General features: G+C 52.9%; 18 protein-coding genes. 6 read left to right on the top strand and 12 right to left on the bottom strand.

The features are described from left to right. Nucleotides 1–38: 38 nt before the first annotated feature. Genes OGV65_RS15195 through poxB form a run of 3 tightly spaced genes read right to left on the bottom strand, consistent with a single transcriptional unit; the run spans nt 39 to nt 4,239 of the window. Nucleotides 39–1,472, bottom strand: a complete 1,434-nt coding sequence (locus OGV65_RS15195; protein WP_016156947.1) for an SDR family oxidoreductase — start codon at nt 1,470–1,472, stop codon at nt 39–41. Nucleotides 1,473–1,482: 10 nt separating this feature from the next. Next, nucleotides 1,483–2,484 carry a low-specificity L-threonine aldolase gene (gene ltaE / locus OGV65_RS15190; protein WP_137352637.1) on the bottom strand — a complete coding sequence of 334 codons (1,002 nt, stop codon included), beginning with the start codon at nt 2,482–2,484 and terminating at the stop codon, nt 1,483–1,485. Nucleotides 2,485–2,520: 36 nt separating this feature from the next. Then, nucleotides 2,521–4,239: a ubiquinone-dependent pyruvate dehydrogenase gene (poxB, locus tag OGV65_RS15185; protein ID WP_016156946.1), complete on the bottom strand. Its 1,719-nt coding sequence runs from the start codon at nt 4,237–4,239 to the stop codon at nt 2,521–2,523. A gap of 152 nt (nt 4,240–4,391) precedes the next feature. Here poxB and OGV65_RS15180 point away from each other — a divergent pair, with 152 nt between their 5' ends. Further along, nucleotides 4,392–4,826 (top strand): DoxX family protein, encoded by a 435-nt coding sequence (locus tag OGV65_RS15180; RefSeq protein WP_047501022.1) that lies wholly within the window; start codon nt 4,392–4,394, stop codon nt 4,824–4,826. 72 nt (nt 4,827–4,898) lie between these two features. Here OGV65_RS15180 and OGV65_RS15175 read toward each other — a convergent pair whose 3' ends face one another. The 5 genes from OGV65_RS15175 to aqpZ all read right to left on the bottom strand — a co-directional run bounded on the left by OGV65_RS15175 (nt 4,899) and on the right by aqpZ (nt 11,241). Beyond that, nucleotides 4,899–6,515: an FAD-NAD(P)-binding protein gene (locus tag OGV65_RS15175; RefSeq protein WP_047501024.1), complete on the bottom strand. Its 1,617-nt coding sequence runs from the start codon at nt 6,513–6,515 to the stop codon at nt 4,899–4,901. Nucleotides 6,516–6,716: 201 nt separating this feature from the next. Next, complete coding sequence (gene hcr, locus OGV65_RS15170) at nt 6,717–7,685, bottom strand: NADH oxidoreductase (protein ID WP_016153658.1); 969 nt, start codon at nt 7,683–7,685, stop codon at nt 6,717–6,719. A 10-nt stretch (nt 7,686–7,695) separates the two neighbouring features. Continuing rightward, the gene (hcp, locus tag OGV65_RS15165; RefSeq protein ID WP_016153657.1) at nt 7,696–9,348 is read right to left on the bottom strand and encodes a hydroxylamine reductase; all 1,653 of its coding nucleotides are present in this window, start codon (nt 9,346–9,348) and stop codon (nt 7,696–7,698) included. 155 nt (nt 9,349–9,503) lie between these two features. After that, nucleotides 9,504–10,403, bottom strand: a complete 900-nt coding sequence (locus OGV65_RS15160; RefSeq protein WP_016153656.1) for a LysO family transporter — start codon at nt 10,401–10,403, stop codon at nt 9,504–9,506. A gap of 142 nt (nt 10,404–10,545) precedes the next feature. Then, nucleotides 10,546–11,241, bottom strand: coding sequence for an aquaporin Z (aqpZ, locus tag OGV65_RS15155; protein ID WP_003840208.1), 696 nt, complete (start codon nt 11,239–11,241; stop codon nt 10,546–10,548). Between the two features lie 372 nt (nt 11,242–11,613). Here aqpZ and OGV65_RS15150 point away from each other — a divergent pair, with 372 nt between their 5' ends. Next, nucleotides 11,614–13,272, top strand: a complete 1,659-nt coding sequence (locus OGV65_RS15150) for an ATP-dependent endonuclease (protein WP_016153655.1) — start codon at nt 11,614–11,616, stop codon at nt 13,270–13,272. Here the strand turns inward: OGV65_RS15150 and OGV65_RS15145 are convergent. Next, entirely contained in the window at nt 13,269–14,219 is a 951-nt protein-coding gene (locus OGV65_RS15145; RefSeq protein ID WP_286455126.1) for a VirK/YbjX family protein, read from the bottom strand. The genes OGV65_RS15150 and OGV65_RS15145 overlap by 4 nt on opposite strands. A gap of 160 nt (nt 14,220–14,379) precedes the next feature. On the opposite strand from OGV65_RS15145, the gene macA reads away from it, so the two are divergent. After that, nucleotides 14,380–15,495, top strand: a complete 1,116-nt coding sequence (gene macA, locus OGV65_RS15140; protein WP_016156938.1) for a macrolide transporter subunit MacA — start codon at nt 14,380–14,382, stop codon at nt 15,493–15,495. Continuing rightward, the gene (gene macB / locus OGV65_RS15135) at nt 15,492–17,438 is read left to right on the top strand and encodes a macrolide ABC transporter ATP-binding protein/permease MacB (RefSeq protein WP_065554100.1); all 1,947 of its coding nucleotides are present in this window, start codon (nt 15,492–15,494) and stop codon (nt 17,436–17,438) included. Before macA ends, macB begins: the two co-directional genes overlap by 4 nt. 74 nt (nt 17,439–17,512) lie before the next feature. On the opposite strand, the gene cspD is transcribed toward macB, so the two are convergent. Continuing rightward, complete coding sequence (cspD, locus tag OGV65_RS15130; protein ID WP_003036813.1) at nt 17,513–17,737, bottom strand: cold shock-like protein CspD; 225 nt, start codon at nt 17,735–17,737, stop codon at nt 17,513–17,515. Nucleotides 17,738–18,060: 323 nt separating this feature from the next. Here cspD and clpS point away from each other — a divergent pair, with 323 nt between their 5' ends. Continuing rightward, nucleotides 18,061–18,381, top strand: coding sequence for an ATP-dependent Clp protease adapter ClpS (clpS, locus tag OGV65_RS15125; protein ID WP_003036810.1), 321 nt, complete (start codon nt 18,061–18,063; stop codon nt 18,379–18,381). A gap of 30 nt (nt 18,382–18,411) precedes the next feature. After that, nucleotides 18,412–20,688: an ATP-dependent Clp protease ATP-binding subunit ClpA gene (gene clpA, locus OGV65_RS15120; protein ID WP_016153651.1), complete on the top strand. Its 2,277-nt coding sequence runs from the start codon at nt 18,412–18,414 to the stop codon at nt 20,686–20,688. A gap of 259 nt (nt 20,689–20,947) precedes the next feature. On the opposite strand, the gene trhP is transcribed toward clpA, so the two are convergent. Both trhP and OGV65_RS15110 read right to left on the bottom strand, forming a co-directional pair. Further along, a complete protein-coding gene (gene trhP, locus OGV65_RS15115) occupies nt 20,948–22,309 on the bottom strand; it encodes a prephenate-dependent tRNA uridine(34) hydroxylase TrhP (protein WP_006683890.1) in 1,362 nt (453 codons plus the stop codon). Between the two features lie 159 nt (nt 22,310–22,468). Beyond that, nucleotides 22,469–22,801, bottom strand: coding sequence for a YegP family protein (locus tag OGV65_RS15110; RefSeq protein ID WP_019077150.1), 333 nt, complete (start codon nt 22,799–22,801; stop codon nt 22,469–22,471). Between the last annotated feature and the right edge of the window lie 48 nt (nt 22,802–22,849).

The following is a 22,849-nucleotide window of genomic DNA, read 5'->3' as shown; positions in this document are numbered from 1 at the left end:
ATGCAATGGGAAACATGAAAGAATACAGGCTCTTTTTATCATGAGTCTGTGATTTGTTCTGCAAGTTTAGCAATACGCTTCGCCATCCCTCTGAAAATGAACAGATGCGCCGGGATCATCAGCAGCCAATAGAAGAGGCCTGGCATGCCGTGCGGATGCCACCAGGCGCGGACATCAATGCGTCGGTGGTCGCCTTTATCTTCCAGCGTGAAGCTCAGACGACCCAATCCTGGCGCTTTCATCCCAAACAGCAGCGTCAGCTGTTTTTCTGGCTCAACGATGATCACTTTCCAGCTATCAACGGTATCGCCAACCTGCAACAGAGAGTGTTGCGGTCTGCCTTTCGCCAGCTTATGGCCGACCAGCAGGTCCAACGCCGCGCGCGTTTTCCATAAAATATTGCCAAAGAAATAGCCTTCTTTGCCGCCGAGGCGATTCACCACTTGCCACAGCGCCTGCCGACTGGCGGAGGTTTCAACGCTAAAGCCAGCTTGTTTAGCGAAATAGCCATATTCGGGGCGCCAGCGGGCAAATGCCTGCGCGTCGTAACCCCAGTCGCTGGAATTGACCAGCTTTTCTTCTTCTTTCAACGTGCTGCGCACCGCGTCATCAAAGGCAATCAGCTTTTGCGGGATCAGGGTGCGTAATTCGGTGTCATCGGCCAGCAGGTCGTGTTTTAACCCCTGTATCAGCGCTTTTGCCGTGGTCGGCGGCACTGACGTTATGACGTTCAAAAACCAGACCGAAATCCAGCGGGTAGGAAAGGGGACAGGGATGAGCAGGCGATGTTTACCGCTGACCGCCATAAAATGCTCGAACTGCTCCTGATAGCTCAATACCTGCGGCCCGGCGGCTTCGAGCACGCGGTGTTGGCGTGTAGGATGGTCCAACAACGCCACCAGGTAGTACATTAAATTCTCCAGCGCGATAGGCGTGGTACGCGAGCGCACCCAGCGCGGAGGGGTGAGTACCGGCAGGTTGTAGACCATGTCGCGCATCACTTCAAAGGCGGCAGAACCTGCCCCTACGATAATACCAGCGCGCAATTCGGTCATCGGCACGCCTGATTCGCGCAGGGTGTCCGCGGTTATCTGTCGCGCACGCAGATGATCGGATTGTTCATGCCGGGGAGCCTGTAATGAGCTCAGGAAAATAAGCTGTTTGACTGGCGTATCACGTAGCGCATCGCGCACGTTCATTGCTACCTGGCGCTCATGGGCGATAAAATCACCGCCTTCTCCCATGCCATGGACCAGGTAATAGACCGTATCAACGCCGGTCAGCAGCGGCGTTAGGTTATCTGGCCAATTCAAATCGACCTTATGGCAACTGACGTTGGCCAACTGCTGCTTTTCCAGCCGCTCGATGCGGCGTGCCGCAGCCAGCACCTGATGCCCTTGCTGACTGAGCGCCTGTACCAGATGCTGACCAATGTAGCCACTGGCGCCAAGAACCAAAATCCGTTGCGGCACGCCCATCTCCTTAGCGGGTTAAAAAAGCGCGCCAGTGGGCGACGACTTCAGCAAGCTGTTCACGCGATACGTCCAGATGCATCACCAGACGCACAATCGGCGAGGCGTTAATCAGCACGCCTTGCGCTTTCATGTACTCGCCCAGTGCCGCAGCGTGTTCTTCGCCAACGCGGACAAACAGCATGTTGGTGTCGTGGCGCATGACGTCCGCTCCTGCTTCGCGCAGTTGTTCCGCCATCCAGGCGGCGTTGTCATGGTCTTCTTGTAAACGCGACACGTTATTTTTCAGCGCATACAGTCCGGCCGCCGCCAGAATACCGGCCTGACGCATTCCGCCGCCGGTCATTTTACGCCAGCGAATGGCGCGCTTGATGTACTCGTGGCTGCCGACCAGCAGTGAGCCTACCGGCGTTCCTAAACCTTTGGAGAGACAAATGGTGAACGAATCGCAGTATTGCGTGACATCTTTTAACTCACAGCCATAGGCGACGATGGCGTTAAAAATACGTGCGCCGTCGACATGCAGCGCAAGATTGCGCTCACGGGTAAATTCCCAGGCCTCTTTCAGATACTCGCGTGGTAGCACTTTGCCGTTGTGGGTGTTTTCCAGGCTGAGCAGACGCGTGCGGGCAAAATGGATATCGTCCGCTTTGATTTTTGCCGCCACTTTGTCCAGCGGCAAAGAGCCATCCGGCATGGCGTCGATAGGTTGCGGTTGAATGCTGCCGAGCACCGCTGCGCCACCCGCTTCGTAGAGATAGTTATGCGCGCCCTGACCGGCGATATACTCTTCGCCGCGCTGACAATGGCTGAGGAGAGCCACCAGGTTCGCCTGAGTGCCTGTGGGTAAGAAAATTGCGGCTTCTTTGCCAGAAAGCTCGGCTGCGTATTGCTGGAGGGCATTAACGGTAGGGTCATCACCGTAGACGTCGTCCCCGACCGGGGCGGCCATCATCTCTTCGAGCATGGCGCGACTTGGCCGGGTGACGGTATCACTGCGTAAATCAATCACGGGCATTCCTTTTTAAGTGAGGTAATGCCCTCTGTTTTACCTGAGCCAGTTAGTTTTCGCCAGTTCGATCACTTCATCACCGCGCCCGCTGATGATTGCGCGCAGCATATACAGGCTAAAACCTTTAGCTTGTTCGAGTTTGATCTGCGGCGGGATCGCCAATTCTTCTTTCGCGACGACCACATCGACCAGCACCGGACCGTCAATCGACATCGCCCTTTGCAGCGCTTCATCAACCTCTGAGGATTTCTCCACGCGAATGCCCGTAATGCCGCAAGCCTCGGCAATCCGTGCGAAATTTGTATCGTGCAGTTCGGTGCCGTCGGTCAGATAACCGCCAGCTTTCATCTCCATCGCCACAAACCCCAACACGCTGTTGTTGAAGACAATAATCTTCACCGGCAGCTTCATTTGCACAACCGACAGAAAGTCGCCCATCAGCATGCTAAAACCGCCGTCACCGCACATTGCGACAACCTGGCGTCCCGGTTCGGTTGCTTGTGCGCCGAGCGCCTGCGGCATGGCATTGGCCATCGACCCGTGGTTAAACGAACCGATCAGACGGCGTTTACCGTTCATTTTCAGATAACGTGCCGCCCACACCGTTGGCGTGCCAACGTCGCAGGTGAAGATGGCGTCGTCAGCGGCAAAATGGCTGATCTGCTGCGCCAGATACTGCGGATGAATGGCTTTATCGCTGGGTTTGGCTAAATCATCCAGCCCTTTACGCGCCTCACGATAGTGTTCCAGCGCTTTATCCAGGAATTGCCGATCGGTTTTTTCTTCCACCAGCGGCAGCAGGGTGCGGAGTGTGGATTTAATATCGCCTACCAGCGCCATATCAACTTTACTGTGCGCGCCAATGCTCGCCGGATTGATATCAATCTGAATAATCTTGGCGTCGGTGGGGTAGAACGGGCGATAGGGGAATTGGGTACCGAGCAGGATCAGCGTGTCGGCATTCATCATGGTATGGAAGCCGGATGAAAAGCCGATCAGCCCGGTCATGCCCACGTCGTAAGGGTTGTCGTACTCCACATGCTCTTTACCACGCAAGGCGTGCACAATCGGCGCTTTTATTTTAGCAGCAAACTCAACCAATTCTTTATGCGCACCGGCGCAGCCACTGCCGCACATCAGGGCGATATTGCTGGAGTAGCGTAGCAGTTGCGCTAGTTTTCTGAGCTCTTCTTCTTCCGGAGTGACCACCGGGAGCGGCGCATGATACCAGTGAGTGCTGGCGCTTTCAGGTGCTGGCTTCAGCGCAACGTCGCCGGGTAATACCACCACGGAGACGCCGCGGTTGAGCACCGCTTTACGCATCGCAATTGCCAGCACCTGTGGGATCTGTTCAGGGCTGGAAACCAGCTCGCAATAGTGGCTACATTCGCGAAACAACTCTTGCGGGTGGGTCTCCTGAAAATAACCGCTGCCTATCTCACTGGATGGAATGTGTGCGGCAATTGCCAGTACCGGGACGTGGTTGCGGTGGCAATCAAACAGGCCGTTAATCAGGTGCAGGTTGCCTGGTCCACACGAGCCAGCGCAGACGGCCAGTTCTCCCGTCAACTGCGCTTCAGCGCCCGCGGCGAAGGCCGCAACCTCTTCATGACGGGTTGGCATCCAGTCAATCGTTCCCATACGATTCAGACTGTCACTAAGGCCATTTAGCGAGTCACCCGTCACACCCCAAATGCGTTTAACGCCAGCTTGTTCAAGTGTTTTAGCAATAAAAGCGGCAACCGTTTGTTTCATGGTTTTCCTTCTCCTTTAATGTGATACCGGTTACAAGTTTAGATGAAGATAATAGTTATGCTTATCATTACCTCTTATTTCCGGCAGGTTTCATTAAGCCTGTATTAAGCGTAGTTTGTTATTGGACATGGTGAAACAAGGAATAAATTCAAATGGTTATAAAACTATTAAATACAGTTAACCGGGTACTGACTCATGAAGATTTTGGCAAGTTTTTGTTACGTATTGCCGTGGGGGGATTAATGCTGTTTCATGGGCTGCATAAACTGTTCGCGGGTATTGATGGCATCGGTGGCATGCTGATAGCGAAAGGTTTCCCCGGCTTTATTGCGTATGGCGTTCTGCTGGGAGAGGTTGTGGCACCGTGTCTGATTATTCTTGGGATCCTGACGCGTCCGGCGGCGTTGGGGCTGGCGTTTACGATGGTGGTGGCATGGCTGATGGTCGGGATGGGTGAAACCTGGTCACTGGATAAAACCGGCGCATGGGCAATTGAAAGTCTGGTGTATTTCTTCATCGGCGCTCTGGCCGTGGCATTTTTGGGCGCGGGGCGATTCTCCGTTGCCGGAAACTCGGCCTGGCGATAGTTTGCCATCCGAGAATCAATACAGAGGCGGGAATGCGTTAACCTATCTCCGCCTCGCCATTAAATCTGGCCGCTAATCCATGTCGACACTGCTCCACAGTTTGTGCCGACGTCTCAGTGCACGTTGCGTCAATGCCTTTGCCATCGCGGTGCCTATTTCAGCGCTAACCACCAACCCCTGAATAAAGGGACGGTCGTGCATCAACCACGGCAGTCCGCCAAAGGCGATGCGGTTGCGGGCGTTTTCCGGCGCTTGCAGCGTGTAATCTTCGCCGATATCCGGGATCTCATCGCCACAGGCCAGCAGTTGATCGCGTAGCGTTGGGAACGGAATATCTTTGCTCTGTAATGCCCGTTGCCCTCGGGCGTCAATGAATACATCAAATTCACTGCGCTGACCGTGGTGGTAAATGACCGTCATTTCCTGCTCATTTGTACGCTCATAATCTTTGCCGAGTGCGAGGATCTCAATCAGCCCGGCATCGTGCAGAGCCAGCAATCGGCGGATAGATTCAGACGGGATTGCCGCATAGTTATCAATAAAGACGCGCGCCAGTCCGTGCCTGAAACGTTTTTCGTCGCGAGCATCAAGATGAGGAACGATCTCTTCAATAACCTCATGGAGGCGCAATAAGGTATAGCGCCAGGCGACGGTATGTTGTTCCTGCTTGTTGCGTTCAACCTCCACCAGGTTACGCCTCGCCCAGTCAAAAGGGTCATGCTTGAGCCTGTCGGCAAAATAGACCTCGGGGAATGTGTCGGCGTTAAGCGTTGCAAGTGCAACCTGTTGGCACCACCCTGGGGCCGCGTCTTGCAGTTGTTGCACAATAAGCCGGAAGATGCGGTCCAGTAATCCGTTTTGGCCCTCGGCAATGGCGTCTTCAATCGCTTCTTGCGTCGCGATATTCAGCGGTTCATAGGGAAGAGGGCAGTAAAAATCCGCTTCAGGCAGCACACCGCTGCGCGACATCAGGGTCAGCTTCAGGTTTTGGCTGTCGGGTTTACGCGTGAACTGCAGTGAACGGTCGGTATTGGTGGTGAAGGTACCATGCTGACTGACCACGGCCATCGCCGCGTCGATAGCGCTTAGCGAGGTGCCCAGAATACCCACCCTGCAAGCGCTAATCTGCGCCTCCATCAGGCCGGTCCACGGACTGGGGAAAAACTTGCGTGCCTGAGCATCAGTTTCTGGCCACAGATGGCCGCTGGCGATAGCGGCGAAATCCACTTCGACGGGCTGTGACGCGTGATTGATCCACAGGGAGACCCCAGTCGGGTTTGCTTGCAGGTCGGTGACTTTACTTGATTCATATACGCGAATTGTGAACCCGGATCTTTGCGCTTTATCGACAATGGCTAAAAAACGATCGCGATAATAGTCGCCGAGGATCACGCGGGGCAAAAATTGCCGCTCATGCAACGATGTACGTTCAAGCCGAAACTGCGCCAGGTATTCATCGCTTTGATTCTGTAGCCACGTCAGATAACTGATATAAATCGGCGGGATCTCAATGCTGGCTATATTGGCCAGCATGTGGTCTGCGTTGTTGTCGCTGTTATAAGGCATGCCTACGCCAGCTTCCTCAGCTTGCTCATAAAGCTGTATCTCCAGCGGTTCACCGCGCTCAACGAGGGCATGAAACGTATAAATTCCGGTGGGACCTACGCCGACGATGGCCACTTTTTTCATGGGGATCCTTTGTAGAAAGTTCGACGCGGTAGTCGGGGTTTTGCTTAACCTGTGCCAGGTAAGTGTGGTCGATAATTCGCAGGAGGAGGACGGTATTTTGCCTGGGAGGGTGAAAAAATCGGAATTTTGCAGCGTCTGACAACATAAAAAAAGGCCACCCGATATAACCGGGTAGCCTTTTGTACATCAGATATCGGCCAATTACGCCAGCACTAAATCACCCTGCGGATGACAGGAGCAAGCCAGCACATAACCTTCAGCAATTTCTGCGTCGGTCAGCGTCATGGTGCTACTGACCGTGTAGTTACCGTCAACCACTTTGGTTTTGCAGCAGCCGCAAACGCCCGCACGGCATGCGGCGACAACCGGCACTTTATTGCTTTCCAGCGCTTCCAGCAGCGTACTGCCTACCGGCGCATAAAACTCTTTTGCCGGCTGCAGTTTGGTGAACTTCAGACCGCTGGTGGCGGCTTCAGCTACCGGGGTGAAGAACTGCTCTTTAAAGAAGCGTGTCACGCCCAGCGCGTTGACTTCTTTCTCGACCAGATCCATATACGGCGCCGGGCCGCAGGTCATCACGGTGCGCGAAGCCAGGTCCGGTACGCTTTGCAGCAGTTCGGTGGTCAGTCGGCCGGAAACAAAACCGTCAGTGGCATTGTTTTCAGCAACTAAGGTCACCGGATACTCGCGCCATTCGTCGGCAAAAATGACATCTTGCGGTGAACGAACGTTAAAGATCACCTGCACATCTGCTTGTGGGCGGTATTTTGCCAACCAGCGACGCATTGACATGATTGGCGTGACGCCACAGCCAGCGGCCAGCATCAGGAACCTGTCTTCCGCTTTATCTTCACAGGTGAATTCACCCATTGCATCGGACAGCCAGATATAGTCGCCGCGCTTCACGTCGCGGGTTAACCACTGTGAGCCTGCGCCATCGTCAATGCGGCGGATGGTCAGCGTGATGTATTCGCTAACGCCCGGCGTTGAAGAGAGGGTGTAAGCACGCAGCGTGTCCGCTGAATTACGTACGCTGACCAGTGCATACTGCCCGGCGCGGTACGGATAATAGTCGTGGCACAGCAACGAAATTGTCCATACATCCGGCGTTTCCTGATGGATGTGATGAACCTGCATCCGCCATGGGCACTGATGAGTTGGCATTGTCATTCTTTACTCCTTACGCGCTCAGCAGTTGCTTCATATCTTCTTCAACGGTGGTCACGGAGCGCAGACCGAACTTCTCGTTGAGAACTGCCAGCAGGTCCGGCGTGAAGAAGCCAGGCGCAGTCGGGCCAGTGACGATGTTTTTCACACCCAGAGACAGCAGGGTCAGCAGAATGACAATCGCTTTCTGTTCGAACCAGGAGAGCACCAGAGACAGCGGCAGATCGTTCACGCCACAGCCCAGTTTCTCAGCCAGGGTTACCGCCAGGATGATGGCAGAGTATGCATCGTTACACTGACCTGCATCGACCAGACGCGGCAGGCCTTCGATATCGCCGAACTCCAGTTTGTTGAAACGGTATTTACCGCACGCCAGAGTCAGGATCAGGCAGTCGTCCGGCACGCTGGTGGCGAAGTCGGTGAAGTAGTTACGTTCGCCACGCGCGCCATCACAACCGCCAACCAGGAAGATGTGACGCAGTTTTTCGCGGCTTACCAGGTCGATCAGGGTATCAGCAGCGCCCAGCAGAGTCTGACGACCGAAACCAACGGTGATCAGGTGCGGAATTTCGCTGTATGGGAAGCCCGCCATCTGCTGAGCCTGAGCGATTACCGGAGCGAAGTTGTCGCCTTCGAGGTGGCTTACACCCGGCCAACCGACGATGCTACGAGTCCAGATACGGTCATCGTAGGCACCAACAGTTGGGTCGATGATGCAGTTAGAGGTCATTACGATTGGGCCCGGGAAGCGGGCAAATTCAACCTGCTGATTCTGCCAGCCGCTGCCGTAGTTACCGATCAGGTGTTTGAACTTACGCAGTTCCGGGTAGCCGTGCGCCGGCAGCATTTCACCGTGGGTATAGACGTTAACGCCGGTACCTTCGGTCTGCTCCAGCAGGTTGTACAGATCTTTCAGGTCGTGACCGGAGATCAGGATGCACTTACCTTCGGTTGCTTTGACGTTGACCTGAGTTGGCGTCGGGTGGCCGTATTTAGTGGTTTCGCCAGCATCCAGAATGCTCATCACTTTGAAGTTCATCTGGCCGATTTCCATTGAGCACTCCAGCAGAGCGTTCATATCGGAAGGCCAGGTTCCCAGCCATGCCATGATTTTGTGGTACTGAGCGTAGATGTCGTTGTCGTACTGACCGAGAACGTGCGCGTGCTCCATGTAAGCTGCCGCACCTTTCAGGCCGTACAGGCACAGCAGACGCAGGCCGAGAATGTTCTCGCCAATGGCTGCTTTGTCTTTGTTCGGGGTAAATTCAGCGGCCTGACGTTGCAGGTCGCCCAGATCGTCGCTGACCAGTTGCAGATCGGCCATCGGGTTAGCGACCGCTGCGTTCGCGTCGATGTTCAGGCATTGCGCTTTCAGGGCGTCGCGCATGGCGATAGCTTCACGGGCATAGCCAACAATACGCGGGGAATCGAAGTTAACGTTGGTCAGCGTGGAGAAGAATGCACGCGGCGCAAAGTTATCAACCTCATGGTCGATGATGCCGTATTCACGTGCCTTAACAGCCCATGCAGACAGACCTTGTAGGGAAGCAATCAGCAGATCCTGCAAATCGGAGGTTTCAGCCGTTTTACCGCACATACCCTGCGCGTAAGAGCAGCCGTTTCCTGCCGGAGTACGGATGGTTTGTTCACATTGCACACAAAACATGGTCACACCTTTTAAAGTTATATTTAATATACATGTTTAAGGTTATGCCTGTGCGCGAAGGGATAAAAGGGATTTCTGCTACAACTTGCAGGGAGATTGATTTAGCGCAATTTTGGCGGTAGATGACTACCGCCAGAGAGGTATTTGTCCTGACGTCAGGCGGAGAAAAACGCCATCAGCAAAGGCACTAACAGACTCAGAATAAAGCCGTGGACGATGGCTGCCGGAACCATCTCCAGACCGCCGCTGCGTTGGAGCACCGGTAAGGTGAAATCCATTGATGTCGCGCCACATAGCCCCAGCGCGGTTGAGCGGCTGCGGCCCACCATTCCAGGAATCAACATAATGGCAATCAGCTCGCGGGCCAGGTCATTAAAGAAGGCGGCGCTACCAATCACTGGCCCGAACGATTCGGTTAACAGAATACCGGACAGGGAATACCAGCCAAAACCTGATGCCATCGCCAGCGCGGTTTTCAGCGGTAAGCCGAGGATCAACGCATTAATAACCCCTGCCAGCATCGAACTGGCGACGACGACCACCGCAACAATCATCCCCCGGCGATTCAGCACAATTTGCTTTAAGGTCATACCGCTATTGCGCAGTTGAATCCCGACCAGGAACAGTAAAAAGATTAACGTATATTCGCTGGCTTCGGTGGCGTGCTGCAGAATAGGAAGACCGGTGAGGCCGAGCAGAAAACCCACGACGACGACGCCACAAAGCTGGAGCGACTCAAGCGCCATCGCAATTCGCGAGGGTAGCTTTTCTTGCTTGTGGTTATGTCGCCAGGGCAGCGAACGCTCCAGCCAGAACAGCGCCGCGATATTACACAGCAAAATGACCGTCACGCTGACCGCAGAATAATGAAGAATGGCTAACAGGTTGCTGGCGAGATTATCCAGAAACGCCAGGCTGATACCCATAAAAAAGAGAATAAGGTAGACGATCCAGCTCAACAGGCGATTGATGAGTTTTAATGCAGCCCTGTGCCGAAGCGGAATAAGGTAGCCCACAATAAGGGGAACCAGAATGATTAACAGCCCTGAAAACATGAAAACCAGATCCTTGCTGAGAGTAAGACGAAATGCGCCAGCACACACTACTCAATGCAAAGAAGGGAGTAAAGTTGCAAATAAAAGGAAATATAGCGGGGAAAAAAAGACCTGACTTGCGCCAGGCCTTTTTTGTTATCGATTAATCGCGTTTTTCCAGCAAAGTGCGGTAAATAAGACCGCCGAGGACCCCACCGATAATCGGCATAACCCAGAAGAACCACAATTGCTGTAATGCCCAGCCGCCCTGGAAGATGGCTACAGCGGTACTACGTGCCGGGTTAACGGAGGTGTTGGTAACCGGAATACTGATCAAGTGGATCAGGGTTAACGCCAGACCAATCGCAATAGGTGCAAAACCTGCCGGAGCATGTTTATCGGTCGCACCGTGGATCACTAATAAGAAACCAGCGGTCAAAATAATTTCAATTACGACGGCAGAAAGCATTGAATAGCCGCCAGGTGAATGTTCACCAAAGCCGTTCGAGGCAAAACCACTGGCAGTTGCGTCAAAACCAGCTTTACCGCTGGCAATAAGATACAGTGCCGCTGCTGCAACAATACCGCCCACAACCTGAGCGATAACATAACCAATAACGTCTTTTGCCGGGAAGCGACCGCCCGCCCATAAACCGAAGGTCACCGCCGGGTTAAAGTGTCCGCCGGAAATATGACCTACGGCGAATGCCATGGTTAATACGGTCAAACCAAACGCCAGCGCGACACCGGCAAATCCAATACCCAACTCCGGGAATGCTGCGGCCAGAACTGCGCTCCCGCACCCACCAAAGACGAGCCAAAACGTACCGAAGAATTCGGCTGCTAATTTCCTGAACATAACCACCTCAATTAAAAGTTCCGGGTTCGTGTTCCTTACCCGGTAATTCATCGCTAAAAGGGACGATGATGAAAGAGCCGGTATTTTAGAAAAAAACATCATCCCTTCGCCAGTTAAATTGATGAAAAAATTTGATTTAAGGCAATATGTTGTGATTCCTTTTTGAATATTGGATGAATGAAGCATAGTTCAATTAGCAAAACGGCGATGATTGAGTTCTGAAATAATATTCCGGGGAAAACATAAGAAGAATATTCTTATATTTTTTGATTTCTGCGACTAACCTCCTGATCATATCGGGTGTCTTGAGCGCCCGCTTGCCGTTATACTCCTGATAACTTGAAGGAAAAAGTTAGCATTTCCGGAGGCTATATGATTCTCGAACGCGTTGAGATTGTTGGATTTCGTGGTATTAACCGTCTGTCGTTGATGCTGGAGCAAAGCAACGTACTGATTGGGGAGAACGCGTGGGGTAAGTCCAGTCTGCTGGATGCTTTAACCCTGTTGCTGTCGCCGGAAACTGATTTGTACCACTTTGACCGCGAAGATTTCTGGTTCCCGCCGGGCGATATACAAGGCCGGGAACATCATCTGCATATCATCCTGACGTTTCGTGAGTCTCAACCAGGTCGCCACCGCGTGCGCAGGTATCGTCCTCTGGAAGCCAGTTGGACGCTGTGTCAGGATGGCTATCACCGCATATTCTATCGGCTGGAAGGTGAATGTGCGGACGACGGTAGCGTTCTGACGTTACGCAGTTTTCTGGATGGCGAGGGCCATCAGCTTCCCCTCGACGACATTAACGATCAGGCGCGGCACCTCGTGCGTTTGATGCCAGTACTGCGCCTGCGCGACGCGCGTTTTATGCGACGGATCCGTAACGGTACGGTGCCGGATTCGGCGGATGTCGAAGTGACCGCGCGGCAACTGGATTTTCTGGCACGTGAACTGGCTACCCGACCGCAAAACCTGACAGATGGGCAGATACGTCAGGGGTTATCGGCCATGGTACAGCTATTGGAACACTATTTTTCTGAGCAGGGTTCCAGTCAGTCCCGCTATCGTCTGATGCGTCGACGTTCCAATAACGAACAACGTAGCTGGCGCTATCTGGATATTATCAACCGTATGATTGATAGACCGGGCGGACGCACGCACCGCGTGATCCTGTTGGGACTGTTTTCGACGCTGTTACAGGCCAAAGGTACGCTGAGGCTGGATAAAGACGCCCGGCCGTTACTGTTGGTAGAAGATCCTGAAACGCGTTTACATCCGATTATGCTGTCGGTTGCCTGGCACCTGCTGAATTTGCTTCCACTGCAACGGGTGGCGACCACCAACTCAGGTGAGTTACTGTCCCTCACCCCCGTGGAACATGTTGTCCGCCTGGTGCGTGAGTCCTCCCGCGTCGCCGCCTGGCGGCTTGGACCAGGTGGGATCAGCGCAGAAGATGGTCGGCGTATTGCCTTTCATATTCGTTTTAACCGTGCATCGTCGTTGTTTGCCCGCTGTTGGCTGCTGGTGGAAGGCGAAACGGAAACCTGGGTCATTAACGAACTGGCCCGCCAGTGTGGGCACCACTTTGATGCGGAAGGTATCAAAGTCATTGAGTTTGCCCAGTCCGGCCTTAAGCCGCTGGTTAAGTTCGCCCGCCGGATGGGTATCGAGTGGCATGTGCTGGTTGATGGTGATGAAGCCGGGAAAAAGTATGCTGCTACGGTGCGGAGTTTGTTGAATAACGACAGAGAAGAAGAGCGCGATCATTTAACCATGCTTCCCGCACTGGACATGGAACACTTTATGTATCGCCAGGGGTTCGCTGACGTTTTTCACAGGGTGGCGCAAATCCCCGAAAACGTGCCCATGAATATGCGCAAAATTATCTCGAAGGCGATTCACCGGTCGTCAAAACCAGATTTAGCCATTGAGGTGGCGATGGAAGCCGGTCGGCGCGGCGTTGACGCGGTGCCAACGCTGCTGCGAAAAATGTTTTCCCGCGTGCTGTGGTTGGCACGCGGCAGAGCGGATTAGTTGCGAAACATCGACGACAGCTGCGAGTGGATGCTGTCCAGTAACTGGTAGCGACGGCGGTATTCCGCGCGTTTTTTGCTGGCAATGTCCGCTTCGCTTTTTCGCGCCATTGTGCGTGGGATATGGTAATAGCCGTGACTGTCGCACTCACCGCCAACCGACTCCCAAAATGCGTTGTAGTCGGAAAGTATCACCTTGTTTTTATCGTGGTAACGCGGGCTGCGAAAGATATGCTGTTCATTGCTGACAGCCAGAATTTGTTTGATATTCAATTGTTCTGCAAAACAGCAAATGGCTTCCATCACAATACGTTTAGGGAAAATTCCATAGCATGATTTGGTCGCTTTTTGAATTTCTTCATGTGGCAGTAATCGACTGCCTCCCTGTAACCCGCCAATAAACAGTGTGCTGCTTCCTTGATAATTGCACAGCGTAAACGTCATTTCCGCTAAAGTCTCGCCAGCGCTATTGCGTACCAGAATGGTACTTTCACCTTCTTTATCCAGTGAGATAAATGAGCCCAGTATTACGCTAAATATTTCGCTATTTTTGCCTTCAATTTGTGCCAGTTGTAATCCATCCGCACTTAAATAAGCTTTATATTCAGGGGCTGAAAAAGAGCTGCGGATAGCATTGTAATGAAAACGCACAGCATCCAGTTTCATTTTCCGATCAAGGTTTTGTGCGAGATAGGCGCGATGTAGGCGAACCGGCAGACGAGGCTGGCGTGCCAGTACGCTATCGAGATCAGGCCATTGCGCCAGTTCAGTCATCCATTCATGCATTAATCGTGGCATAAGCGCTGAGCGCAACAAAAACTTACGACGGAAGCTACGCTGATGCCAAAATTTTCCAGGGCGCCAATGTCCGGTCATCAGGCTACAAAAGAGGCTAAAACTTGTGGCGGGTTTTGAAGAATGAAAAGTGCTGTCAGTTAGCTGGCTCATAATAACAATCCGATGGATACTCTGGTACTAATTTCAACACAGCGGATCTTAACCATTCATCAATAACTCTGTTATTCTTGCGTTTTTCAACGGTTATTTATTTAACGTTGATGTTTACCACTCCACTCTGGTGGACGTATTGGGGGAAATTGGGACATTTATGAAGCTCAAGGGAAAAATCAAAAAGCGCTATTTTCTCTTCGCCATCATCATTATTGTGGCGATAATTGCACTTTGGCGAACGCTTAATGCGCCTTTACCTCAGTATCAAACGTTAATTGTGCGTCCGGGCGATCTGCAGCAAAGCGTACTGGCAACCGGCAAACTGGATGCGTTGCGTAAAGTTGACGTCGGGGCGCAGGTAAGCGGGCAGTTAAAAACGCTGTCGGTCGCCATTGGCGACAAAGTAAAAAAAGATCAACTGCTTGGCGTTATCGATCCTGAACAGGCGCAAAACCAGATTAAAGAGGTTGAAGCGACGCTGATGGAATTACGCGCTCAGCGTTTACAGGCTGAAGCCGAGTGGAAGCTGGCGCGGGTAACGCTTTCCCGTCAGCAACAGCTGGCGAAAACCCAGGCTGTCTCGCAGCAGGATCTCGACACGGCGGCTACTCAGATGGCGGTCAAACAGGCGCAAATCGGCACAATTGATGCGCAAATTAAGCGTAATCAGGCCTCTCTCGATACGGCAAAAACCAACCTTGATTACACCCGCATCGTCGCGCCAATGGCAGGCGAAGTCACGCAAATTACTACCCTTCAGGGGCAAACCGTTATTGCTGCCCAGCAGGCGCCTAACATTCTGACATTGGCAGATATGAGCACCATGCTGGTGAAAGCGCAGGTTTCCGAGGCGGATGTGATTCACCTGCATCCCGGGCAAAAGGCCTGGTTTACCGTACTGGGCGATCCTCAGACGCGCTACGAAGGTAAGCTCAAAGATGTTCTTCCGACGCCAGAGAAAGTGAATGATGCAATTTTCTACTATGCTCGCTTCGAAGTTCCCAACCCGAAAGGGATCCTGCGTCTGGATATGACCGCGCAGGTCCATATCCAGCTCACCGATGTGAAAAATGTCCTGACGATCCCGCTGTCGGCGCTGGGCGATCCTATTGGCAACAATCGTTATAACGTCAGGCTGCTGCGTAACGGTGAAACCCGTGAACGTGAAGTGGTTATCGGCGCGCGTAATGACACCGATGTGGAGATCGTGAAAGGGCTGGAAGAGGGGGATGAAGTCATCACCGGTGAGGGCAACGCTGGAGCGCCAAAATGACGGCATTGCTTGAACTGAGCAATATCCGCCGCAGCTATCCGTCAGGCGAAGGTCAGGTCGAGGTATTGAAGGACGTATCCTTGAGCATTCAGGCCGGGGAAATGGTGGCGATTGTCGGGGCGTCTGGCTCGGGGAAATCGACGCTGATGAATATTCTCGGCTGTCTGGACAAACCCACCAGCGGTACGTATCGGGTTGCCGGGCGCGATGTCTCCACGCTGGATAGCGATGCGTTAGCCCAGCTGCGTCGCGAACATTTCGGTTTTATCTTCCAGCGTTATCATTTGTTGTCGCATTTAACCGCCGCGCAAAACGTTGAGGTGCCTGCAGTCTACGCTGGTACCGAACGTAAGCAGCGCCTGGCCCGTGCGCAAGAACTCCTGCAGCGACTGGGCCTGGGCGACAGAGTTGACTATCAGCCTTCCCAGCTTTCCGGTGGTCAGCAGCAGCGGGTCAGTATTGCGCGTGCGCTGATGAACGGGGGACAGGTCATCCTCGCCGACGAACCCACCGGCGCGCTGGACAGCCATTCAGGCGAAGAGGTGATGGCGATTTTGCATCAGCTGCGCGATCGCGGGCATACGGTGATTATCGTCACTCACGACAGCCAGGTCGCCGCACAGGCCGAACGCGTCATTGAAATTCGTGACGGCGAGATTGTGCGCAATCCGCCGTCGCACAAACCCTCTACCGGGCGCGATATCGCGGAGCCGACGGTGAAAACGGCGTCCGGTTGGGGGCAGTTTGCCAGCGGTTTTCGCGAAGCGCTCACTATGGCCTGGCTGGCAATGGCTGCGAATAAAATGCGAACGCTACTGACCATGCTTGGGATCATCATCGGTATTGCTTCAGTGGTGTCGATTGTGGTGGTAGGCGATGCGGCTAAACAGCTGGTGCTGGCAGATATTCGCGCTATCGGCACCAATACCATTGATATCTATCCTGGCAAAGATTTCGGCGACGACGACCCACAATATCAACAGGCGCTGAAGTATGACGATTTAACGGCGTTACAGAAGCAGCCCTGGGTCAGTTCGGTGACGCCTGCGGTGTCGAAAAACCTGCGGCTACGCTATGGCAATATCGACGTGGCAGCCAGTGCTAATGGCGTTAGCGGCGACTATTTCAACGTCTATGGCATGACGTTTAGCGAAGGGACTACTTTTAACGCTGAACAACTGGCGGGGCGCGCTCAGGTGGTGGTGCTCGACAGTAATACCCGTCGTCAATTGTTCCCCAACAAAGCGAAAGTTGTCGGCGAAGTCGTGCTGGTGGGGAATATGCCTGCCACGGTGATTGGTGTTGCAGAAGAGAAACAGTCGATGTTTGGCAGTAGCAAGATCCTGCGGGTCTGGCTGCCTTACAGCACCATGTCCGGGCGAATTATGGGGCAGTCGTGGCTGAACTCGATCACCGTGCGGGTGAAAGACGGTTTTGATAGTGCCCAGGCCGAGCAGCAGCTCACCCGACTACTGACGTTACGCCACGGTAAGAAGGATTTCTTCACCTGGAATATGGACGGTGTCTTGAAAACCGCCGAAAAGACCACACGTACATTACAACTCTTCCTGACGCTGGTGGCCGTGATTTCGCTGGTGGTCGGTGGGATTGGTGTGATGAATATTATGCTGGTTTCGGTAACCGAACGAACGCGCGAGATTGGTATTCGTATGGCGGTTGGCGCCCGCGCCAGTGACGTACTGCAGCAGTTCTTAATTGAAGCGGTGCTGGTGTGTCTGGTTGGCGGCGCGTTGGGCATTAGCTTGTCGATGCTGATCGCCTTTACGCTTCAGCTATTCCTGCCTGGCTGGGAAATAGGTTTCTCACCCGTAGCCTTATTGACGGCGTTTCTGTGTTCGACTGCGACCGGGATTTTGTTTGGCTGGCTACCGGCGCGAAATGCGGCGCGGCTGGATCCGGTAGATGCTCTGGCGCGGGAATAATACCATCGAGATAAAAATGCCAGCCGCAAAGGCTGGCATTTTGACTGCGGGATGTACACAATGAAACAGAAGAGCTATGCGACAGCTTCTGCTTCAATGACAGGCACGATGACACTGGCATGATTGCCTTTTGGCCCCTGGTGGACATCAAACTGGACAGACTGCCCGGCTTTTAGCGTTCTGTAACCATCCATCTGAATGGTGGAGTAATGGGCGAAAATATCTTCGCCGCCGCCTTCGGGGCAGATGAAACCAAACCCTTTGGCGTTGTTGAACCACTTAACAGTACCCGTTTCCATGCTTCGACATCCTTCGTAAATCTTATATAAGTAAGATGGAATGAACCGGTGGCGGAGTGGGGGCTGTTCAAAACCTCGCCAACTCTCGAAACTACAATTTAGAGAAATCAGGCGAGGCGTCAAGCGCCAGGCTGACGGAATAGGGTAAAAATGCATCAAAATTTGAAGCAGTTAACGCTATTGTCGGTTATGTGACAGATGTCGCGGATGGCACTAATAGATGATAGTTATCTAATACTTGAGGTAGATTGATTGTGCGCATAGGCTGCTTGTCAGCGGCAAGATTTTCTGCCGGAAACCGTAACTGAAGATGACGACTGACAATGGGTAAGACTAACGACTGGCTGGATTTCGATCTGCTGGCGGAAGATAAATTGCGCGACGCGCTAAAACCGCCATCTATGTATAAAGTGATATTAGTCAATGATGATTACACTCCGATGGAGTTTGTTATTGACGTGTTACAAAAATTCTTTTCTTATGATGTAGAACGTGCAACGCAACTGATGCTTGCCGTTCACTATCAAGGTAAAGCGATTTGCGGCGTATTCACTGCCGAAGTGGCTGAAACCAAAGTTGCGATGGTGAACAAGTATGCGAGGGAGAACGAGCATCCGTTGCTGTGTACGCTAGAAAAAGCCTAAATGCAGGCATAAATATTGGGGGAGGTGCCTATGCTCAATCAAGAACTGGAGCTCAGTTTAAACATGGCTTTCGCCAGAGCGCGCGAGCACCGACATGAGTTTATGACCGTCGAGCACTTGCTACTGGCATTGCTCAGTAACCCATCGGCCCGCGAAGCGCTGGAAGCGTGTTCTGTGGATCTGGTGGCGCTGCGTCAGGAACTCGAAGCCTTCATTGAACAAACCACACCCGTATTGCCTGCCAGTGAAGAAGAGCGCGACACGCAGCCCACGTTGAGTTTTCAGCGTGTGTTGCAACGCGCGGTCTTTCATGTTCAGTCCTCCGGGCGCAATGAAGTTACCGGTGCTAATGTGCTGGTCGCCATCTTCAGCGAGCAGGAATCTCAGGCGGCTTATCTGCTGCGTAAGCATGAAGTGAGTCGCCTTGATGTGGTGAATTTTATTTCTCATGGCACGCGCAAAGACGAACCAAGTCAGTCCTCTGACTCTGGTAATCAGCCGAATAACGAAGAGCAAGCTGGCGGGGAGGACCGTATGGAGAACTTCACGACTAACCTTAACCAGCTTGCCCGTGTGGGCGGAATTGATCCGCTCATTGGCCGGGACAAAGAGCTGGAACGCGCCATTCAGGTACTGTGCCGTCGTCGAAAAAACAACCCGCTGCTGGTGGGTGAGTCTGGCGTCGGTAAAACCGCTATTGCGGAAGGCCTCGCCTGGCGTATCGTCCAGGGCGACGTGCCGGAAGTGATGGCTGATTGTACCCTTTACTCTCTGGATATCGGCTCGCTGCTGGCGGGTACCAAATACCGTGGCGATTTTGAAAAACGCTTTAAGGCGCTGCTGAAACAACTGGAACAGGATACTAATAGCATTCTGTTTATCGATGAGATCCACACCATTATCGGCGCGGGTGCGGCATCGGGCGGCCAGGTGGATGCAGCTAACCTGATCAAACCGTTGCTCTCCAGCGGTAAAATCCGTGTGATAGGCTCCACAACCTATCAGGAATTCAGCAATATCTTTGAAAAGGACCGCGCGCTAGCACGCCGTTTCCAGAAAATCGATATCACTGAGCCGTCGGTTGAAGAGACCGTGCAGATCATCAACGGTCTGAAGCCGAAATACGAAGCGCACCATGACGTTCGCTACACCGCCAAAGCGGTGCGTGCAGCGGTCGAACTGGCGGTGAAATACATTAACGATCGTCATCTGCCGGACAAAGCGATTGACGTGATCGATGAGGCGGGCGCGCGGGCGCGTCTGATGCCGGTCAGCAAGCGCAAGAAAACCGTCAACGTGGCGGATATCGAGTCCGTCGTGGCCCGCATTGCGCGGATCCCGGAGAAGAGCGTTTCGCAGAGCGATCGCGATACGCTGAAAAACCTGGGCAACCGTCTGAAAATGCTGGTATTCGGACAGGATAAAGCCATTGAGGCGCTGACTGAAGCGATCAAAATGAGCCGTGCTGGTCTGGGACACGAGCATAAACCTGTCGGTTCGTTCCTGTTTGCCGGACCGACTGGTGTAGGTAAGACCGAAGTCACGGTGCAGTTGTCCAAAGCGCTGGGTATTGAGCTGCTGCGGTTTGATATGTCCGAGTATATGGAACGTCACACCGTCAGCCGCCTGATTGGTGCGCCTCCGGGATATGTCGGTTTCGACCAGGGCGGTTTGCTGACAGATGCTGTCATTAAGCATCCGCATGCGGTACTGCTGCTGGATGAAATCGAAAAAGCGCATCCGGACGTCTTTAACCTGCTGCTGCAGGTGATGGATAACGGTACGCTGACCGACAATAACGGGCGTAAAGCGGATTTCCGCAACGTGGTGCTGGTCATGACCACCAACGCCGGCGTGCGTGAAACCGAGCGTAAATCGATTGGGCTGATTCATCAGGACAACAGTACTGATGCGATGGGCGAAATCAAAAAAGTGTTTACGCCGGAATTCCGTAACCGTCTCGACAACATTATCTGGTTCGATCATCTCTCTACTGAGGTGATTCATCAGGTTGTTGATAAGTTTATCGTCGAACTTCAGGTTCAGTTGGATCAAAAAGGTGTCTCTCTGGAAGTGAGTCAGGAAGCCCGCGACTGGCTGGCTGAGAAGGGCTATGACCGCGCAATGGGTGCACGCCCGATGACGCGCGTTGTCCAGGATAACCTGAAAAAACCATTGGCTAACGAACTGCTGTTCGGCTCGCTTGTGGATGGCGGTCAGGTGACCGTTGCGCTGGATAAAGAGAAAAATGAGCTGACCTATGGTTTCCAGAGTGCGCAAAAGCACAAGCCAGAAGCAGCGCATTAATATCTAACCACCTAATGAACCGGGCGTAATGCCCGGTTTTTTTTCGCCTGAAAGTCGTGATTTGAATAGGGGGGATTAAACGGCAGGCAAAAAATAAGCCTGCGTAAGGGAGATTACGCAGGCTAAGGAGGTGGTTCCTGGTACAGCTAGCATTTATGGGTTATGTTTTTCAGCGGATGGGATAATACCCTTAATGAACGAAGCGGTATGTGATCGATTTCTAAGAATCTTCCGAACGCTGAAAAATAACCGTAATTAACTACTTAGCATGTGGGTTGCGCGTGGACTCACCGGCAAAATTACGCATCAACAATGCATAATTCAGATCGATATCCTCCGGTACAGGCATCCACACGGTGTAACCATCGCCCGGCGCAACCGGCATCGCTTCGCCTTTCGCGTTTTCCATCTGTTCGAGGGTAAAGTTGATGTTGCCTTGTGGGGTCATTAGCTCCAGGCTGTCGCCGACGGTGAATTTATTTTTCACCAGCACAGCCGCCAGTTCACCTTTACGTTCGCCAGTGAATTCGCCGACAAACTGCTGACGCTCGGAAACAGAGAAGCCGTATTCGTAGTTCTGATAGTCGTCATGCGTATGGCGGCGCAGGAACCCCTCGGTGTAACCGCGATGCGCCAGACCTTCCAGCGTTTCCAGCAGTTGCGGGTCGAACGGTTTCCCGGCAGCGGCATCATCAATGGCCTTGCGATAAACCTGCGCGGTACGTGCACAGTAATAGTATGATTTAGTACGGCCTTCAATTTTCAGCGAATGCACGCCCATCTGAGTCAGGCGCTCAACGTGGGCAATGGCACGTAAATCCTTCGAGTTCATGATGTAAGTGCCGTGTTCGTCTTCAAACGCGGTCATGTACTCACCCGGACGCTGGGCTTCTTCGATCATAAAGACTTTGTCAGTCGGCGCGCCAATACCCAGCGTCGGCTCAACATTTTGTACCGGGATAGGCTCGTACTTATGCACGATATTGCCCACCACGTCTTCTTTGCCTTCCTGCACGTTGTATTCCCAGCGGCAGGCATTGGTACAGGTACCCTGATTTGGGTCACGCTTGTTGATGTAGCCAGAGAGCAGGCAGCGGCCGGAGTAAGCCATGCACAGCGCGCCGTGAACAAAGATCTCAATTTCCATATCCGGCACCTGGGTGCGGATCTCTTCAATTTCTTCCAACGACAGTTCGCGGGACAGGATCACACGGGTCAATCCCATCTGCTTCCAGAATTTCACCGTCGCCCAGTTTACGGCGTTAGCCTGTACTGAAAGGTGAATGTCCATGTCAGGGAAGTTTTCGCGCACCAGCATAATCAGACCGGGGTCGGACATGATCAGTGCATCCGGCCCCATTTCCACCACCGGTTTCAGGTCACGAATGAAGGTCTTCAGCTTGGCGTTATGCGGGGCAATATTAACCACCACATAGAATTTTTTACCCAGTTCATGGGCTTCATTAATGCCTAGCTGCAGGTTTTCGTGATTGAATTCGTTGTTGCGTACGCGCAGTGAGTAACGCGGTTGGCCCGCATATACAGCGTCTGCGCCATAGGCGAAAGCGTAACGCATGTTTTTCAGCGTTCCCGCCGGGGAAAGGAGTTCCGGTTTAAACATAATTTTCTCGTTCTGATGACAGGTCAGACTCGCCTCACTCAATGAGGCGGTTAGGGGAGTGCCCCCATATTAAGGGCGGGCATTGTAGCGCTGCGGGGAAGACAGGTAAAGAAAAACGCCGGGCGACAGCGTGGCGTTACCCGGCTGAGCGAGTCATTATCAGGTTTTATCTTTTATCGTCTGAGTTACACCATTGGTCTTAACTGAAGCAATACCGGTCTCGCGCGACTGTTCATTCGCATACAGTTGACTGCTACCAATAATCTGGTGGTTTGCTGCTTTCAGATTGAAATGCAATTTGCCATTAGCTGCCGTTTTTTTCTCGTAACGCTCGGCCAGAGGGCTGTTAGCCTGGACAGATGCGATCCCTTTTTCTGCCGCGCCTTTTGTCGTGTAAAGCTCACTGGTAAGGATCGTTTCCCCGTTTCCAGCCTTAAGAACAAAGCGGTACTGATCATCGCTACTCTTGCTTAATTCAAACCAACCAGCCATATGAACTCCTTGATTAAAGTTTTATATCAAACAGTTATTGACGACAGT

The organism is Citrobacter sp. Cb004, assembly GCF_030337065.1.
Classification (GTDB): domain Bacteria; phylum Pseudomonadota; class Gammaproteobacteria; order Enterobacterales; family Enterobacteriaceae; genus Citrobacter; species Citrobacter braakii.
This window is presented reverse-complemented; position numbering and strand designations above follow the sequence as displayed.